General features: G+C 39.1%; 17 protein-coding genes. All 17 read right to left on the bottom strand.

All coding sequences use genetic code 11. From position 1 onward, the window contains the following. Positions 1 to 116: 116 nt before the first annotated feature. The 17 genes from nadE to SINDD18_RS01570 all read right to left on the bottom strand — a co-directional run bounded on the left by nadE (position 117) and on the right by SINDD18_RS01570 (position 19083). The gene (nadE, locus tag SINDD18_RS01650; protein WP_061862858.1) at positions 117 to 941 is read right to left on the bottom strand and encodes an ammonia-dependent NAD(+) synthetase; all 825 of its coding nucleotides are present in this window, start codon (positions 939 to 941) and stop codon (positions 117 to 119) included. Next, positions 938 to 2398: a nicotinate phosphoribosyltransferase gene (locus SINDD18_RS01645; RefSeq protein WP_061862857.1), complete on the bottom strand. Its 1461-nt coding sequence runs from the start codon at positions 2396 to 2398 to the stop codon at positions 938 to 940. Before SINDD18_RS01645 ends, nadE begins: the two co-directional genes overlap by 4 nt. Positions 2399 to 2505: 107 nt before the next feature. Then, entirely contained in the window at positions 2506 to 2994 is a 489-nt protein-coding gene (locus SINDD18_RS01640) for a DUF6773 family protein (protein ID WP_061862856.1), read from the bottom strand. Next, positions 2984 to 3193 carry a helix-turn-helix transcriptional regulator gene (locus SINDD18_RS01635; RefSeq protein ID WP_061862855.1) on the bottom strand — a complete coding sequence of 70 codons (210 nt, stop codon included), beginning with the start codon at positions 3191 to 3193 and terminating at the stop codon, positions 2984 to 2986. The genes SINDD18_RS01640 and SINDD18_RS01635 overlap by 11 nt, the downstream gene beginning before the upstream one ends. 146 nt (positions 3194 to 3339) lie before the next feature. Further along, positions 3340 to 3936: an HAD family hydrolase gene (locus SINDD18_RS01630; RefSeq protein WP_061862854.1), complete on the bottom strand. Its 597-nt coding sequence runs from the start codon at positions 3934 to 3936 to the stop codon at positions 3340 to 3342. Positions 3937 to 3991: 55 nt separating this feature from the next. Next, positions 3992 to 4402 (bottom strand): GNAT family N-acetyltransferase, encoded by a 411-nt coding sequence (locus tag SINDD18_RS01625; protein WP_081108233.1) that lies wholly within the window; start codon positions 4400 to 4402, stop codon positions 3992 to 3994. Positions 4403 to 4498: 96 nt separating this feature from the next. Further along, positions 4499 to 5872: an amino acid permease gene (locus SINDD18_RS01620; RefSeq protein ID WP_061862853.1), complete on the bottom strand. Its 1374-nt coding sequence runs from the start codon at positions 5870 to 5872 to the stop codon at positions 4499 to 4501. Between the two features lie 82 nt (positions 5873 to 5954). Next, positions 5955 to 6437, bottom strand: a complete 483-nt coding sequence (greA, locus tag SINDD18_RS01615; RefSeq protein ID WP_061862852.1) for a transcription elongation factor GreA — start codon at positions 6435 to 6437, stop codon at positions 5955 to 5957. Between the two features lie 353 nt (positions 6438 to 6790). Beyond that, positions 6791 to 8461 (bottom strand): endolytic transglycosylase MltG, encoded by a 1671-nt coding sequence (mltG, locus tag SINDD18_RS01610; RefSeq protein WP_061862851.1) that lies wholly within the window; start codon positions 8459 to 8461, stop codon positions 6791 to 6793. Between the two features lie 81 nt (positions 8462 to 8542). Continuing rightward, complete coding sequence (locus SINDD18_RS01605; RefSeq protein ID WP_061862850.1) at positions 8543 to 9037, bottom strand: GNAT family N-acetyltransferase; 495 nt, start codon at positions 9035 to 9037, stop codon at positions 8543 to 8545. Next, entirely contained in the window at positions 9034 to 9549 is a 516-nt protein-coding gene (locus SINDD18_RS01600) for a GNAT family N-acetyltransferase (protein ID WP_061862849.1), read from the bottom strand. The genes SINDD18_RS01605 and SINDD18_RS01600 overlap by 4 nt, the downstream gene beginning before the upstream one ends. Positions 9550 to 9557: 8 nt before the next feature. Beyond that, complete coding sequence (gene murC / locus SINDD18_RS01595; RefSeq protein ID WP_061862848.1) at positions 9558 to 10892, bottom strand: UDP-N-acetylmuramate--L-alanine ligase; 1335 nt, start codon at positions 10890 to 10892, stop codon at positions 9558 to 9560. Between the two features lie 11 nt (positions 10893 to 10903). Further along, a complete protein-coding gene (locus SINDD18_RS01590) occupies positions 10904 to 11500 on the bottom strand; it encodes a hypothetical protein (RefSeq protein WP_061862847.1) in 597 nt (198 codons plus the stop codon). A gap of 58 nt (positions 11501 to 11558) precedes the next feature. Beyond that, a complete protein-coding gene (locus tag SINDD18_RS01585; RefSeq protein ID WP_061862846.1) occupies positions 11559 to 14645 on the bottom strand; it encodes a DEAD/DEAH box helicase in 3087 nt (1028 codons plus the stop codon). A 92-nt stretch (positions 14646 to 14737) separates the two neighbouring features. Beyond that, positions 14738 to 15904 carry a MalY/PatB family protein gene (locus SINDD18_RS01580; RefSeq protein WP_061862845.1) on the bottom strand — a complete coding sequence of 389 codons (1167 nt, stop codon included), beginning with the start codon at positions 15902 to 15904 and terminating at the stop codon, positions 14738 to 14740. A gap of 4 nt (positions 15905 to 15908) precedes the next feature. Then, positions 15909 to 17003 carry a cystathionine gamma-synthase gene (locus tag SINDD18_RS01575; protein WP_061862844.1) on the bottom strand — a complete coding sequence of 365 codons (1095 nt, stop codon included), beginning with the start codon at positions 17001 to 17003 and terminating at the stop codon, positions 15909 to 15911. 145 nt (positions 17004 to 17148) lie between these two features. Beyond that, the gene (locus SINDD18_RS01570) at positions 17149 to 19083 is read right to left on the bottom strand and encodes a peptide ABC transporter substrate-binding protein (protein ID WP_065203260.1); all 1935 of its coding nucleotides are present in this window, start codon (positions 19081 to 19083) and stop codon (positions 17149 to 17151) included. Position 19084 lies beyond the last annotated feature (1 nt).

Raw genomic sequence — 19084 nt, 5'->3', positions numbered from 1 at the left:
TCCACTGGAGGTTATTCTTGCTTTCTAATTTCTAGGCTCAAGGTAAAAAGGTCCCCCGGACTTACTCTCACTTTCTTATTTCTAGGTGAGAGGGTAAAAACCTCCACTGGAGGTTTTTACTCCCAAAACGTATCAAATACTGTGATTGGTAGGTGGCGTTTGTGTTGGCCTTTGTACCACCATTTTTCAATGGTTGCTTGTGCTTCTTGGCTGATTTGTTTTCCTTCCAGGTAGTCATCAATCTCTTCGTAGGTTACACCGAGTGCAACTTCATCTGCCAAGCCAGGTTTCTCTTCTTCTAGATCAGCAATCGGTACTTTTTCATAGAGAGAAGGATCAGCTCCAAGCACCTTCAATAGTTGTTTTCCTTGACGTTTATTGAGGCGATAGAGAGGAAGAATATCTGCACCGCCGTCACCGAACTTGGTAAAAAAGCCTGTGATATTTTCCGCAGCATGGTCTGTCCCGATAACAGCACCACTATGAGCTCCAGCGAGCGCATATTGGGCAATCATCCGGCTTCTAGCCTTGATATTCCCTTTATTAAAGTCTGACATTGGACTACCAGTAGCTTCAACAGATGCAGCCATAGCATCTACAGAATCCTTGATATTGATCACCAAACTCACATCTGGCTGGATAAAAGCAAGGGCTTTTTGGGCATCATCCTCATCAGCTTGAATACCATAAGGTAGACGAACTGCGATAAATTTATAACTATCATCACCTGTTTCTGCTCGCATTTCTTCCATGGCTAGTTGAGCCAAGCGTCCTGCTAAGGTCGAGTCTTGACCTCCAGAAATGCCCAATACAAAAGTTTTTAAGAAGGAATGCTTCTTTAAATATCGTTTTAAAAAGTCAATCGAACGACGAATTTCTTCCTGAGTATCAATCACTGGTTTAACACCCAGTTGTTGGATAATGGTCTCTTGCAAACTCATTCTTCTTCTCCTTCACCTAGAGCTTCCTTACGCATTTTATCAATCAAGTCCATCTTATCTTGCCATACATCACGAGCCAAATCCACAGGATAATGTTGTGGGTTCAGTACGCGTTTGTATTCATCCCAAAGCTTATCAAATTCCTTACGAGCATAGGCTTGAATTTCAGGTAAACTTGGTAAATCATAGACTAGCTTACCTTCCTTGAAAATATCTACCAAGAGAGGAACAGCATCAAAATTACGAACAGTTTTCTTGATATAAGTATAGGTTGGATGGAACATTTTGATTTCAGTCATGCTAGCAACATCGACACCATCATAGGTAATGTAGTCACCTTCTGACTTGCCTTTTTCACGACTGGTGATACGCCAAACTTGTTTCTTACCAGGCGTTGAAACTTTCTCTGCATTGTTTGAAAGTTTAATGGTATTGCGCATATGACCATTCTCATCTTCGATGGCAACAACCTTGTAAACTGCTCCAAGTGCTGGTTGGTCATAGGCTGTAATGAGCTTAGTTCCTACACCCCAGACGTCTATCTTAGCTTTTTGCATCTTGAGGTTAAGGATGGTATTCTCATCAAGGTCATTTGATGCATAAATCTTAGCATCAGTAAATCCTGCCTCGTCCAGTTGTTGACGAACTTTTTTAGAAATATAAGCAATATCTCCAGAGTCAATACGAACACCAAGGAAATTAATCTTATCACCAAGTTCACGCGCAACCTGAATCGCTGCTGGAACACCGATCCGAAGAGTATCGTAGGTATCCACTAGGAATACACAGTTTTTGTGAGTTGAGGCATAAGCCTTGAAAGCCTGATAATCATTGCCATAGACTTGTACCAAGGCATGAGCATGAGTCCCTAAAACCGGAATTCCAAAGAGCTTACCAGCACGTACATTACTAGTTCCATTGGCACCACCAATAACAGCCGCACGAGTCCCCCAGATAGCTGCATCCATTTCTTGCGCACGACGTGTACCGAACTCCATCAAAGGCTCATCTTCAATGACTGAACGAATACGAGCTGCCTTGGTCGCAATCAAGGTTTGAAAGTTGACGATGTTCAAGAGAGCTGTTTCAACCAATTGACACTGAGCCAAAGGACCTTCCACTTGAACAATCGGTTCATTGGCAAATACCAAGTCCCCTTCTTGAGCAGAACGTACAGTCAATTCCAACTTGAGATTACGGAGATATTCCAAGAAGGCACCATGATAGCCAAGTGATTCCAAATAAGCAATATCGCTCTCAGAAAAGCGCAGGTTTTCTAAGTAGTTCACAATTCGTTCCAAACCTGCAAATACAGCATAACCGTTTTTGAAAGGTTGTTGGCGGAAATAAACTTCAAAAACTGCTTTCTTGTTATGAATGCCTTGGTCAAAGTAAACCTGCATCATGTTAATCTGATACAAATCAGTGTGCAATGTTAAACTGTCATCTGGGTACATATACTATCCTTCTTCCCTATTTGTAAAAAGATGAAAATATTTCTTCTTTTCTCATAAATTAGTACTATTATAACACATTTTCTCGATATTGATAAAAAGCTAACAAGCTATTCCATGCTCTCGAGTTCATCCATATCTTTTTCATACTTTTTCTGAGCCCATTCACCATAACTTTTCAAACCTAAGTTTCCAATAAAGACCCAAGGAAGATAAAGGATATAAGTAAATACCCATGCATAAATATACTTAATATGTAGAGGGTTGTGCTGATAAATTTCGATATTGAACTGGTAGTTCTGTAGCATCAAGGTAGCTGTAATCACTAGAGTTAATAATAGGCAACCTAAAATTGTAAAATGAAAACGACTATAATAGGTCACACCAAGACTTCTAGCACGATTGAAAAAGTAAAAATTCCCTATGATTATAATTACGAGAAGCATGCTAGGATTAAAAAGGCTTGGTGCTAACACTGATATGAAATAAGCTAGAAACAATAATCCGATAAAAATATGAAAACTCTCTGCACCAGCTTTATGAAGTTGTTGCTCTTCTCTTTCATCTAATAATTGATAATAATAAAATCTATTTTTCATCTTCTTCCTCCCAAAATAATTGGTCTAAAGTTTTGCCTAAGCATCTGCAAATGGACTGGCAAAGGGAGAGACTAGGATTATATTTCCCAGCTTCTATCAAGCCGATAGTCTGTCTAGTCACACCGACAGCTTCTGCCAAGTCACCTTGTGTCATATCATGCTCTACTCGAGCTAGTTTTAATTTTAAATTCTTAACCACTTCTTACCTCCTCCTTAATTTTAAAAGTCGCGCTTCTTCTAAGTTCATTATATCATATAGTTTACATTATGCAATATATATCTGTCATTTTGCACGATTTTTTTAACAAAAATTCTCTACCAACTAAATGATAGAGAGTTTTCTGCTTATTCAAATTTTTTCAAAATATCGACAACGTCACTTCTCTGTTTGACTTGATAGGCTTTGATGCCTAGACTTTCAGCCATGTTAGTGTTGTCTGCTAAATCATCAAGAAAGACACAATTTGCTGGATCCAACTCGTATTTACAGAGGATTTCTTCAAACATTTTTCGATCAGGTTTGATGATCTTAATATCACAGGAAAGAACAAACCCATCTAAAATCTTTTCTAGAGGTGCTAATTGATCTTTCAATAATTCATAAAAAACTGGTGAGGTATTAGATAGGACAAAAATACGATGGCCATTTTCCTTTAAACGTGCAAGAAGCGGAAAGACTTCCGTGTAAATATCGATATAGGCAGGCCAGTTCCAAATGACTTCTTCAACCTTTTTCTGATAGCAATCTCCTAATAGGGAAAGAACCTTATCAAGCAATTCTTCTCGAGTCAAGGTCCCCAGGTCCAATCTTTCCCAGAGCCCCGACTGGAAAATCGCCTTGTCTAAGATCAGATAATCTTTCTGAGTTTTAGCTACAGCTTTCAAAATCTTATCCTTGTTCCATTCCAAAAGAACATTACCCATATCTAATATGATATCCATTAGCTTATCTCCATCATTCTATGACTAATCACTTTATTTCATTCCCAATTTCAATTTACAAATCTTTTTGATAATAGTATCTTTGTCCAGTATAGGGATAGTCTTTCAAAGTAAAGACTTCCTTGTAACCATGCTTTTGATAAAAGGCTGGCGCTTGAAATTGATACGTATTCACAAAAGCAAAGCGACAATTTCTCTTCTTAGCTTCACTTTCTGCTCTCTGCAGTAGTTGAGAACCAATTCCTTGTCCTCGCAATTCCTCATTCACAAACAAATACTCAATTTCTAACCAATTCCCGAAAGTCTCTGCTACTAACCTAGCCATGATTTCACTGCTATCATCTTCGACATAAATATTAAGAGGCTCACTTTCAGCAGCTTCTCTTTTGGAACGATTATAAGAGTGAATCAAGTCTCCTATTATTTGCGATTTCTGGGACTCTGTATTCTCCAATCTTACCTGCATAAAACCTCCTAAATACACTTATAGCATGATTATAACCATATTTAGATAGACTGTCAAACTAAAAAACTCACCAACCTGAGTTGATGAGCTTATGACTTATTTTCTAAATTTCCATTGGCTATAAATACCAAAAGCGATAATCCAGATAGCTGAACCTCTAGCTCCCATTACAGTTGACTCTTGTAAGAAGAGTGTTCCAAATACAAAGATAAAGAAGAGCATTGTTAAAGGATTTAGAAAGCGATATTGAGGCATGAGATAGCCATCTGACATAAAGTCTTTAGACTTACGATATTTGAGATGGGCTACCATGATCAAGATGTAGATGGCGATATAAACACCTGATGAAGAAGCCGTAATCAAAGCAAAGGCATCTGAGACTCCTGGAAGGACATTGATGAAGGCTGCAAAACCAATCAATACGGCAGAAGCAATGATAGCATTCTGAGGAACGTTGTGACGTGAGAGCGTGTCTGCCTTAATAGCTTTCAAGAAACGATTTGGTGAATCATGGGCAATTTGATACAAATGACGACCTGTTGAGTAAAGGGTTGAATTCAAGGCTGATGCAGCTGAAGTCAAAACTACAAAGTTAATTAAAGCTGCAGCCCACTTAAGACCAACAAGTTCAAATACCGTTACAAATGGTGAATCTGCTGCAGAAAGCTCACGCCAAGGAATAATAGACATGATGGCTAAAAGAGCTCCACCATAGAAAAAGATAATTCGCAAGGGAATTTCCTTAACAGCCTTAGGCAAGACTTTTCTTGGATCCTTGGTTTCAGATGTAGTAACACCGATAAATTCAATCATCAAGTAAGCAAAGAAAACCATCTGGAAGGCCATGACAAAGTTCATACCACCATTTGGGAAAAGTGAGAATTGCTCACTAATATTAGCAAGACTTGCTGAACCATAAGGCGTTTCAAAGCCAGTCAAAACTAGAAAGACACCTGTCGCAATCATGGCAAGAATGGCCACGATTTTGATCATAGCAAACCAAAATTCTACTTCACCAAAGATTTTAACGGCAATCAAGTTCACCAAGCCAAGTATTGTCAGAAATACAACCTGAATCAACCAAGACGGCCAGGATGGAAACCAAAACTGAACATAGTGAGCAATAGCCGTGATCTCAGCCATACCGATAAAGACTACTGAGAGCCAGTAAGACCAGACTGAGAAGTAACCCCAACCCTGACCTAGATAACGGGTAATAAAGTTGATAAAGGTATGTTGCTCTGGATCTTGGTACAACATTTCCCCGATAGCGCGCATCATAAGATACATAAAGCCACCCGTAATCATATAGACCAAGACGATTGACGGACCTGTCAAACTAATGGAACGTCCAGCTCCTAGAAAAAGTCCTGTTCCAATTGTTCCTGCAATCGCCATAACCTGAACATGGCGATTTGTTAACCCACGTTCCATTTTATTTTTCTTTTTGTGCTTATTTTCTGAATTCATATAGTCTCCTCTAGTTTTTAGAATTAAGAAAAGGAGTAATGGGAAGCGCTTTCCCTATATCTACTCCTTCTTTTCATTCCTATTAAACTGTTTTTTCTACTTTTAAGATTTTAACATCATAGCTTCCTACAGGTGTTTCAATCGTAGCAGTATCACCTGTTTTCTTACCAATCAAGGCTTGCCCAATTGGGCTTTCATTTGATACTTTACCTGCAAAGGCATCTGCACCCGCTGATCCCACGATGATATATACTTCTTCGTCGTCTTCACCAATTTCTTGGATAGTGACTGTTTTCCCGATAGCAACTTCATCTTGAGCAGCCGCATCGCTATTAACAATCTCAGCATAACGGATTTTTGTTTCCAAGCTAGAGATTTGTCCTTCAACGAAGGCTTGCTCGTCCTTAGCTGCTTCATACTCACTATTTTCTGACAAGTCACCGTATGAACGCGCAATCTTGATGCGTTCTACAACTTCTGGACGACGAACTAGTTTCAACTCTTCTAATTCTTTTTCGAGTTTTTCCTTTTCTTCAAGGGTCATTGGATATGTTTTTTCTGCCATTTTTCTCAACTTTCTTTTGATTAAATTTAAATTTCTTTAGGTAGTAAAGCAAAATTATGTGGTAAACCACATAATTTTACAATGAAGACAAAGTCTTTTTAAAGCTTTCCTTAAATGATTTTGGTCAGTATCGACCTTTTAAAATCTGTGCCTAAACCTTATGATTCTATCACTTCTAGACTCAGGTTCAAATAAGAGGTAGGATTTACTTTCGCAATTTCCGAACGCCTAAAACTTGTGAATTTCAGGCGTTTCTAATCATAGCGGAAAGACTGGTAGGACTTGCTATTCCCGTAAAAATTAGAGATTCTTTTCTACATTCACGGATGTAATAGCAAATCTTGTTCTAAGAGTTAGTTTGAACTACTTGATTGTGTCAATTTACTGTTAACATGCTCTGCAACGTTTCGATCATGTTCCTCTCGTGTCGTTGCAAAGTAAACCTTACCATCTTGTACATTGGCTACAAAGTAGAGATAGTCGCTCTTAGTTTGATTGATACTTGCTTTAATTGCATCCAGACTTGGACTGTCTACTGGACCAGGCATTAAGCCAAGGTTTGTATAAACATTATAAGGTGAATTGATTGTTGTATCAATTGCTGCATCATCTGCCAAGCTAATATTTTGTCCTAGTTTACCTTCTGCATAGAGAATAGCAATATTACTTTGGAGTGGCATGCCAAGGTTCAAACGATTATAGAAAACTCCAGCGATCAGTTTGCGATCGTCAGTTTTCAATCCTTCTTTTTCCACAAGTGATGCAATGGTGAGGAGTTCATTCACTGTCAAGTTCTTTTCTTTGATTGCAGTATAATGTGCTGACAAGTTTTTGTCCATAGCTGCCACCATTTCATCAATCAAGCTTTCAATAGTTGTGCTTTCTTTGATAGCATAAGTTGCTGGGAATAGGTATCCTTCTAAACGATAACGAACACCACTTTCTTTAGTTGGTAGACTTTCGAGAAGGGTTGGGTACTTAGCAACTAATTGAGAGATGAAGGTTTCATCTTGCACTTTTGCCAAGAAGGCATCTGCAGTCAAAGGTTCTTTAAAGTCTCCTTGAAGTTGACCAACTGTTTGTGCGATTTGATCAAGGGTATATCCTTCAGGGATTGTAAGATTTGCAAGTGCAACCTCTTGAGGTTGAGGCGTTCCTCCCTTTTGCAATTCTTTGATGATATCATCTGTACTCATGCTCTTTTGCAAATTATAGTAACCAGATTTCAAATCATTGTAGTCTTTATACTTAGCATAAAGACTAAAGATAAACCCGTGTTTTACCAATTCAGATTTTTCTAAGGTATCACCAATTTGCTGAAGATTGGCCCCTTCTGGAATCTGAACTGTGACATACTGTTTTGAATTTGCATCAACCGGTTGGAGTGCAGATTCGACATAACGGTAACCGAAGAATCCACCCACACCTAGTAAAATCAATAAAACAAATACTGTTACGAAAAATCCTTTTAAGCGTGATTTTTTCTTTTTCTTAATTGGTTTCACTGACTCTTTACGACTTCTTCTAGGAAGCTCAGCTGTTTCTGTTATTGATTTAAAATCTACTTTCGTAGGAACTTCTTTACCTTTAGTTTCAATATTTACTTCTTTTTTAGGCTTTGCAATGCTTGATTTTCCACCTTGAGTACGATATGATACTTGAACTTTCGTCGAAGAAGCAAATTCTTTCTCTCTATTATCCTGCTTAATAAATTTAGAAGGATTATCTGATTCAAAAGTCTTAGCTGGTTCATTAATCTCATCTTTTAAATTAGTAGGACGCGGTGGTACTGTTGGCGCATTAGCAATTAATTGATCAACTGTTGAAACTGAATCCACAATCAACTCCTGTGCTGAAGTTTCAGATAGTCGTTTTCCCGATTCTAAATCAGAAGGATTCATCAAATTTGAAAAAAGTTCGTTGGTTTCTCCAAAAGTTTTTTCCTCATTTTTTACTTGCTCTAAATCACGTAAAATTTGCTCTTTAAAACTTAGCTTTTCTTCTTCTCTTGAATTTTCGCTCAAAGGTATTCCCTCCTTGTTGATAATCCATAATATTATATCTTAAAAACTAAAGAAAAGCAACCATAGATGCCTTTCTGATACCTAATTTGTGTTTTCCCAGACCATGTCATACCATTCCTCCCCAGCAAAAGTTGACTTGGATTTTCCTTCATTTACAAAACCATGTTTCTCATAATAGGCAATGAGATAGTCATGGCAGGTCAGATTGATTCCTTCACGCTCATGCTCAAGAGCGAGTCCTTTTAAAGCGGCCAATAATTTTCGTCCGACACCTAGTGCCTGAGCTTCCTTAGTAATGGATAGACAAGTCACAGAAATATAGCCACCTTTTTGATGACTATAATCTTTAATTTCTTCTGTAAAGGACTGGTCTTGTAAATATCGATGTGGTACTACCGGACCTTCAATATAACCGAGTATCTCTCCATCTTTTTCAGCCACTAAAAAACTGGTCTTAATTTCCTTCAAATGAGCTTCAAAAACAGATCGAGGAATAGCTTCTTCAATCGAAAAATTTTCTAGTTCAATTTCAAAGATACGATCTAAATCTGTCAATCGAGCTTGTCTAATAATCATATTTCCTCCTGATAGTAGGGATTATGCCAACACATGAGAAAGGCAACCTCACTGCTCCTTTCTCCATTTACGATCCCTTGCTCCACAAATCCATTCATCTCAAAGTAGGTGATCAATTCATTCTCACAAAGCAGGTAAATACCTGGTCTATTTTGTTGATGAGCAACCTCCTTCAAAGCTGCTAGCAACAAGGTTCCAAAGCCTTGTCCTTGATAGTCTGGATCAACAGCTAAAGCGCCAATAAGGATGTAATTATCACTAATAGGCCGCTCAGGTTCCTTTTCTAAAGGCCATTTACTAAATAGGGTATCCGTAAAAACAGTTCCAGAAACATAAGCAATCCCTTGATCTTCCAGGCTAGCTAAGAGAAACGTATCCGCATGGTTGCGGATACGTTCTTCTAGTATTTCTCTATTCATGATTTCTAGAAAGTTTGAATTACTTTCTTGTATCAAGCAAATCTGATCAATATCTGATTGCTGAGCTTCCCGAATTTTAATTGGAAATTCCATAATTTTACTTACTGAACATTACTAGTCAAGTTTGACAAGAGACGCTCAAATGAGTATTCATAAGTTTGGATGTCGCCAGCTCCCATAAAGACATAGACAGCATTGTCATGGTCTAGAAGTGGAGAAACATTTTCAACTGTGATTACTTGATTTTTCTTGTTAATCTTACTTGCAAGATCTTCAACCTTGACATCACCATTGTCTACTTCGCGAGCTGAACCGTAGATTTGCGCTAGGTAAACGGCATCAGCTTGATTTAAAGCTTGTGCAAAATCATCCAACAAAGCAATTGTACGAGTAAAGGTATGCGGTTGGAAAATAGCAACGATTTCTTTGCTTGGGTATTTCTGACGAGCCGCATCTAGCGTTGCAATGATCTCAGTTGGATGGTGAGCAAAATCATCGATAATAACCGTATCATTGACAATCTTTTCTGTAAAGCGACGTTTCACTCCACCAAAAGTCTTCAAGTGTTCACGCACCAAATTCAAATCAAAACCAGCAGTATAAAGCAAACCAATCACTGCTGTGGCATTCATGATGTTGTGACGACCGAAAGTTGGAATGTGGAATTGACCCAACTCTTGACCACGGAAGTGAACTGTGAAAGTTGAACCTGTCGTAGAACGAAGCAAGTCGCTTGCTACAAAGTCATTACCTTCTGCTTCAAAACCATAATAATAAATCGGAGCATTAGCCGTAATCTTACGCAACTCAGCATCTTCACCATAGACAAACAATCCTTTGGAGATTTGTTTTGCATAATCATTGAAGGCGTTAAAGACATCCTCTAAGCTTGTGAAATAGTCAGGGTGATCAAAGTCTATATTAGTAATGATAGAGTATTCTGGGTGATATGGTATGAAATGGCGTTCGTATTCATCAGATTCAAAGACAAAATACTTGGCATTTTCAGAACCACGACCTGTACCATCTCCGATCAAATAGCTTGTATCAGTGATGTGTGACAACACGTGAGAAAGCATCCCAGTTGTTGAGGTCTTACCGTGTGCTCCAGCAACCCCCATGCTGATAAAGTCACGCATAAAGCTTCCAAGAAACTCATGATAACGTTTATAGCTGATACCATTTTGGTCAGCATAAGCAATTTCAACGTTATTATCTGGACGGAAGGCGTTCCCTGCAATGATCTCTAAATCACCTTGAAGATTTTTTTCATCAAACGGTAAAATTGTAATCCCTGCTTGCTCTAGTCCACGTTGGGTAAAGTAGTACTTTTCAACGTCAGAACCTTGAACTTTGTGACCCATTTGATGCAACATCAAAGCCAAGGCACTCATACCTGATCCTTTGATTCCGATAAAATGATAGGTTTTTGCCATTTTCTTCCCCTCTATTCGCTCATTCTAGTCAAGTTAAGCTCTTGGGCCACTTGACGTTCTTGTTCTTTTTGTTTACTTTTTTTGTTATAAATTTGACTTTTCTTTAAAAAGTCATAATTGTTTTTCTTAGGATGAGACTTTTCGCTATTTGGTGCAGGACTAGCTACTTGTGCAACTGTTTCTGCCAAAATATAGTGAGATTGGCTCAAATTCTGACTGTATTTAGCAAATTCTCCTGGATTTTCCTTTTGGAAAGGTGCGGTTGGTTGATTTGCCTGTCTCACAATACTTGTTTTCGTTTGACGTCTAGTATGACTCACATCCTGAGTCAAATATCGAGCCGAACGTTTCTTTTTCAAATCTGCCCGAGCTTCTTCACGCGCTAATTCAGCATAGGATTTTTCTTTTTTCTCAATCGTTTTTACAAGAGGTTTAGCTTCCTCTTGCTTTTTTTCTTCAGTAATCGGAGACCATTCCAAGTAGTTTTTGTCTTGGTAATCACCTTTTATATTACTGATGAAATCAGACTCATCGTAGAGATTCATAACTGGCATTTCTGTCAACATGACTTCATCATCTGCCACTATTGGAAATCGTTTTTGTATCATATTTATTTCCTTTCAATACTCCATTATAGCGTAATGTCTTGATTTTTCAAGTATAGGCTCATGAAATCCCTAAAATTTCTCGTATTTCAGCTAGACTCAGACTGCCACGAGACTCTGTTCCATCCAAGATTTCAGAAACAAGATTTTTCTTTTTCTCTTGTAATTCTTGAATCTTTTCTTCAATTGTCCCTCGAGTCACGAGACGATAAACTTCAACAGCCTGCTCTTGACCCATACGATGGGCACGACCGATAGCCTGTGATTCAACCGCAGGGTTCCACCACAAGTCTACCAAAATAACTGTATCAGCACCAGTAAGATTGAGACCAACCCCACCTGCTTTTAGAGAAATTAAGAATACATCGCGCTCACCTTGATTAAAGGATTTGGTCATTTCCTGACGTTCTTGAGAAGGCGTTGAACCAGTAATTTTAAAGGATGTCAGACCTAAGTCAGGTAGCTCTTGCTCAATACGGTCCAGCATGCCTCTAAATTGAGAGAAGATAAGTACACGATGTCCACCTTCAGCAATCTGAACCAGCAAATCTCGTAAACTATCCAGCTTGCCGCTCTCTCCTTGGTAGTCCTCCATAAAGAGCGCAGGTGTATCACAAATCTGACGCAAACGCATGAGACCAGTCAAAATTTCGACGCGATTTCGTTGAAATTCCGAATCGCTTACCTGTCCCAGACGCTCCTGCATCTGTTGCAGCTGAGCAAGATAGATAGCTTTTTGTTGATCCTCCAGTTCATTCTTATAGACGACTTCAATCAAGTCAGGCAACTCTGTCAAAACCTCTTCTTTCTTGCGTCTCATGACAAAGGGTTTGATAAATTGAGCCACTCTTTCAGTTGATAGTTTCATAAACTCCTTCTTAGCAGGTAAGAGGCCTGGTAAGACAATCTGAAAAATCGACCAGAGTTCTCCCAGATGGTTTTCAATCGGTGTTCCTGATAGTGCAAAGACAGATGGAACCACAAATCGTCGCAAACTTTGAGCAATCTTCGTTTGTGCATTTTTCATCACTTGAGCTTCATCTAGAAAAAGAAAATCAAAAGATAGGTTTCGATAAATCTCACTGTCCTGACGGAAAGTAGCATAGCTTGTCACATAAATCTGATGATTTTCTGCCAAAATTGATTCTCGATGAGATTTTAAGCCATGCACAACCGCTACATCCAAATCTGGAGCAAACTTTTGAAATTCATCAGCCCAGTTATAGATTAAGCCAGATGGAGCAAGGATTAGGACACTAGTATCTGCTTGAACCTGACTACTTAAAAAGGCGATGGTTTGCAAGGTCTTCCCAAGCCCCATATCATCTGCTAAAATCCCACCAAAGCCATAATGGTGAAGCATCTGAAACCACTGAATTCCCTTTTTCTGATAATCCCTGAGATCTGCTTGGATATTCAGCTCTTTCATCGGAAAATCTTCTGGATGCGTCAAATCATGGGCCAGATTGCGAAATTCTTCGGTGAAAGAAATTTGATCCTGGTCCTTAAATAGATGAGATAGGGTATAAGCTAGGGATTTACGAGCTCGAAAAGCTCCATCTTGTAGGTCCTCTATCCCTAATTCTTCTAAATCCTGACGGATACGCTTGGTCTGATCATCAAAATAGTAAACCTGGTTAGAGGACGAAATATAATAATCCTGCTTCTCAACTAGCGCTTTCATCGCTCGATCGATTTCTTCTTGATCTATATCTTGAAAATCAAATTGAATTTCTAATAGGCTTCCCTTGGATGAGATGTGAACTTGAGGCTTCTGAACCTGATAAAGGTCTTGCAAGCTCTCAGAAATCTTTAATTCTCCAAGCGCTTCAAAAGCTGGTAAAACCTCCTGAAAGAAGGTATGGACTGCATCAGCTCTCAAACTTTGACGCCATGAACGAAAATCTGCTTCAAATCCAGCAGATAGAGCCAACTGAAAGACTTGCTTCTCCAGTTGAATATCACTAGCAAAAGGAAGACTCTCCAGTTCATTACGATTCCTTACTAAGCAAGTTTCATACTGAAACTGCATATCCAAACGGATAGAACCGTCCTCTTCTCCTTCCATGTAGAAAGAAGGACGGAAAGACTGAATTTGAAGCGTATCAGGAACTTTTACCTCTCCTATGTCTTTAAACTGCGACAAGGTCGAAGCTAGAAGATCTCGATCACTGGTATCAAATTGTAAAATCTTTCTACCACCTTTATCAATAGGGACTTTTTTTAATTTTTCTAAAAGGCTAGCTTGCTCCTTGGACAGAAGATAGAATGTACCTTTAGTAAACAAGACTTGTCCCTTATAAAACGAATTAAGCCCTACCTGTTGAAAAATTTCCATCTCATAATAGTTGGATTTTTCTTCAATTTGAAAGGTAAATAATCCTGCTTGACCATCAAAATCTTGAAATACAAGATGAGGATAGCTTGAAATCTGATGGTCAAATTGGAATGCATCTAAGCCCATCAGCAGACTAACACCCTGCTCAAAAAAAGACAGCGGGAAATAGAGATGACGACCTTGATTTTGGAAAAAGAGGGCATTTTCAACCTCATCTTCTACAATTCCTTGAAGGAAATTCAGAACAAACCTGCTACTTTCATCAAACTGACGAATATTCAAGGAAGTTTCATATAACTTTCCAATCATATAGGGTTTACTAGTTTCTAACACCTTCAGAAAAAGGGGGATATCTCGAATTACATAAAATTTCTGCGTCTGGATAAGACCGACTCTCAAAGTCCAAATAATGCGATTAGTCCCTGCTTCAATCTGCCCCTGAGCAGACAACTGATAGATTTCAGAAAGACTAGGAATTTGAATGGATTCTAAAAACTTTCCTCCAAAAGTAACCTGAGTTTCAACTTCTTCTTTCTGTTCGTGCACATTTTCCAGATTTCCCAAGAGTTCCTGACCAATGTGATCATTTTTCAGGTAATGCTCTAGTGCTGCCAAATGCACACAAAACCCTCTTTTTTGGAAAAAATTACAAGCACAAAAAACCAAATCATCATCCAAGCTATAGCGAATTTCTTCATCTGCTACACGCGCATAGAGGCGATGGTCTTTCTCTTTGATAATTTCAATCTGACTAGTTTCGTAGAGTTGAGCTCCCTCCATTCGAAGCTTCCCTGGAATCAATTTAGCCATATTTTCCCCTTTACTTTATCTCTTAATTATACCACATTTCTTCTTACGAAAATAGCCTTCTAGGAGTACTTTTCTCCTAAAAGGCTAGCTTCTTAAAATTTAGCGAAAGTAGCAATGATTCGCTGGCAAACTTCTTCCAAGACAGATGTCGGCATGGCTACATTTAAGCGAGCATGGAGGGCTCCTTCTTCGCCAAAGTCCAAGCCTCTGTTCAGGATAACCTTGGCTTCGTCTCTTAAAAGGCTTCTTAATTCTTCATCACTAATATCGTAGGCTGAAAAATCAAGCCAAATGAGATAGGTCCCTTGAGGTTTCATGACCTTGATTTTCGTTTCTTTTCCAAACACATCGACGACATAATTGATGTGTTTCTCAATCAGTTCTTTGAGTTCTGACAACCATTCTTCACCAGAGCGATAGGCTGCTTCTGTTGCCAAATATCCCAACCCTGAGATTTCATGTTGATTATTAGCTAGCTGGCGCTTTTGGAAAGCCACTCTTAACTTAGGATTCTCGATAATAGCGTAGGAATTCTTTGTTCCCGCAATATTGAAGGTCTTGGTAGCGCTGCTTAAAATCAGTGAAAATTCTTTAAAATCTTCATTTACTGTATTGAATGACTGGTGTTTGTTTCCAAACAAGGCCAAATCTTGGTGAATCTCATCAGACACCAACAAAACTCCATGTTTTTGACAAAGTTGTCCAATCTTCTCTAAGACTTCTTTTTCCCAAACACGTCCACCAGGATTATGAGGGTTGCAGAAAACGTAAAGTTTGACATCCTCTTCGACAAAATCTTTCTCTAATTGTTCAAAGTCAATCTGAAAAAGTCCGTCTTTTTCTACTAGAGAGTTGGTGATTAGTCTACGATTATTGAGCTTAATGCTCCGAGCAAAAGGAGGATAAACGGGTGTATTAATGAGGACTGCTTCACCCTCTTTAGTAAAGGCTTGAATGGCTGTTGAAATAGCTGGCACTACCCCTTCGATAAAGACTAGGGCATCCTTTTCAAAGCGATAGCCGTGCTGTTTTTCCTCCCAGTTTTGAACTGCTTCAATCAATCCATCACTAGCATAGGTATAGCCATAAACTAATTGCTCCGCATAGTCATGGACAGTCTGACGAATCTCAGGTAACACTTCAAAGTCCATATCAGCGATCCAGGCTGGCAATACTTCTCGGTCAGTCTCTGCTTCTTTCCACTTATAGGTATGATGTCCAAAACGATTGGGCAAGGTCGTAAAATCATATTTTCCCATAGTCTTATCCTTCCAAGGCTTGACGCAAGTCTTCAATCAAATCTCTGGCATCCTCAATACCAATAGACAAGCGCAAGAGATCATCAGTCAGTCCATAAGAATGACGAACCTCTGCAGGAATGTCTGCATGGGTTTGAGTAGTTGGGTAGGTAATCAGACTTTCTACACCACCCAAACTTTCAGCAAAAGAGAATACTTGCAAAGTATTTAAGATATGAGGAATACGCTTCTCATCAGCTACTTTAAAGGAAATCATTCCTCCACGACCTGTATACAAAACTTCTTTGACAGCAGGTGATTGTTCCAAAAAGGCTACGATTTCTTGAGCATTAGCTGTTGAGCGCTCCATACGAAGTGACAAGGTTTTAAGACCACGAATCAATTGATAACTATCAAATGGTGACAAAACAGCCCCTGTCGTGTTGAGATTGTAAAAGAGTTTTTCATATAATTCAGCACTATCTGTCACAACTACACCAGCTAAAACATCATTGTGACCTGCAAGGTATTTTGTCGCTGAATGAAGGACGATATCTGCCCCGTCTTCAATTGGACGTTGGTAGATAGGACTGTAGAAGGTATTGTCCACGACAACTTTAGCACCTTTTGCATGAGCTAATGTTGACAATTTTTCAATATCAAATTCCAACATCAAAGGGTTGGTTGGTGTTTCGATATAAAGTACATCCACATCCTTTTCTAGCTCGGCAATTAGCTCTTCTTCTGTGTTGGCATAGGTAAAGTGGAAACGTCCTTCCTGCTCAACTTGATTGAACCAGCGGAAAGAGCCACCGTAAAGGTCACGGACAGCCAAAACCTTACTTCCTACTGGAAAAACGCTAAAGGCTAACACAATCGCAGACATACCTGAACTAGTTGCTAGAGCATAGCGGGCTGATTCAATAGCTGCCAAGACTTCCTCTGCCTTGCTACGAGTCGGGTTTTTGGTGCGGGTATAGTCAAATCCAGTTGATTGACCAAATTCTGGATGCTGATAGGTCGTTGAAAAGTGAATAGGTGTAACCAAAGCACCTGTTGCTTCATCAGACTTGATCCCTGCTTGTGCTAAAATTGTGTTGATGTGAAATGATTTACTCATACAATACCTCCAAATCTATAGTAACTATTGTACCACTTATTTTGGATCCTTCGTTTTCTTGTTTTCAAGAGCTAGTTATAGTTTCAAACTATACAAAAACGATAGCTTCTTAAGAAACTATCGTTTTTCCTGTTGAATAGACTGATTATTTAACGTGTTTTGCTAATTCTTCTTGGGCTTTTTTGTTAGATTCTTCTTTTTCTTTTAGCCATTTTTGTCTAGCTTGTTCATACTCAGCTGTTGTGACAATCTTATCTTGCAACTTAACGTATTTGTAGGATTCAACACCCTTGTTACCCGCTTGAGAGAAGGCAGCAGAGAATGGGACCGTTTTTCTGATTCCTGGTGTTCCACCAAGAGATACGTTTGGAATTGCTAGAGAGCTATCCACCAACCAAGCTTGGGCATCCGCATATTTATCATAACGTTTGTTCAAGTCTTGCTCTGCATTGGCTTCTTCCAACATCTTAGTATAGGTATCCAAACCAACCGCAGTTGCTTTAGCATTGGTTTCCCCAGGTTCCAAACCAAGGTTTTGAAGCGAACCACCACTTGTTAGGCTAAGGGTATCAAGATAAGTTGATGGATCCTGGTAGTCTGGTCCCCAACCACCATTGTAGAGGTCATAGTCTTTTTGAGCAACTGTATTGGCAAGGTAACCGATACTATCCATATCTTCAGTAGTCAACATTTGAATATCGATGACGACATTATCTGTACCCAAGACAGACTCAATAGATTGCTTAAATGAGCTTGCCTCTTGGACACCCTTCTTCACAGACTGGTCAACTGGCAAATCTAGGTGGATAGGGAATTGAACGCCTTTAGCTTCCAATTCTTTCTTGGCTTGTGCAAAAGCTTCTTTAGCCTTATCAGCATTATAGTAGGCATCTTGTGCATCCGCAAAGTTCACATTTTGCCATACTTGGCCGTAGTTAACCATCTTAGAAGCGACAACATCCCCAAAATCTTTACCATCAAGAGTTACAAATGAAGGTGGAACGAGCAAGTTTCTGATAATCTTAGTTGCTCCCTCTTCCCCTTGTGACTGAGCTCCATAAGCTGTACGGTCATAAGCAAAGTTAATGGCTTGACGGAATGATTTGTTCAAAACAGCTTCTTGTTGCGCTGTCTTTTCAGCGTCTGTTGTTTTTGATGTGTGGTTATAAGATTTTCTATCTAAGTTAAAGTTAAAGTAGAAAGAAGTCGCAGTTTGCATACTGTAGATAATATTATCCTTGTACTTCTCTTGTACACCTGCAAAGCTTGAGCTATTTGGATAGAGACGTGCAAAACTATAGACACCTTCGCTAAAGTTACGAACCAGCGCGTCTTGGTCACTTCCATCATAGTAAGTCAACTTGACATCATCTACAAATACATTTTTAGCATCCCAGTAGTTTGGATTTTTCTTGTATTCCATGACAGACTTAGAAGTGAACGATTTGAGAATAAATGGCCCATTATACAAGATGTTTGCTGGATCCACTTTACCGAAATCATCCCCTTTTGAGTTCAAGAAATCAGCATTTACTGGGAACAGAATAGTCGCAGTTGTTTTTGAATTCCAGTAAGGTTCTGGTTTTGTCAGAGTGTATTGAACGGTCTGGTCGTCAATAGCCTTAACTCCAACGGTTGAAAAGTCCTTGTTTTTTCCGTTAACGTAGTCAGCCAAGCCAGCAACAGAATCTTGTACTAGATACAAGGCTTCTGAATTTTTATCTGCAGCATACTTCAATCCTGTCACAAAATCTTGTGCAGTTACTGGCGCATACTCTTCACCATCTGCTGTGTACCATTTGGCATCTTTACGAAGCTTGTATGTGTAGGTCAAACCATCTTGAGAAACTGTCCAATCCTCTGCTAATGAAGGAATGTAGTTTCCGTATTGGTCATTTTCCATCAAACCATCAACCAAGTTTGTAACAACATCACCTGTTGTCGCACGGTTTTCCACTAGATAGTTTAGACTAGAAGGATCGTTACTGTATACATAATTATATGTTTTAGTAGAGCTAGCTGAGTTACCACAAGCTCCCAAAAGCAAACCAGCAGTTAAGACGACGCCTGCTAGCGTCAGG

This window comes from Streptococcus infantis (genome assembly GCF_001579645.1).
GTDB lineage: Bacteria > Bacillota > Bacilli > Lactobacillales > Streptococcaceae > Streptococcus > Streptococcus infantis_E.
This window is presented reverse-complemented; position numbering and strand designations above follow the sequence as displayed.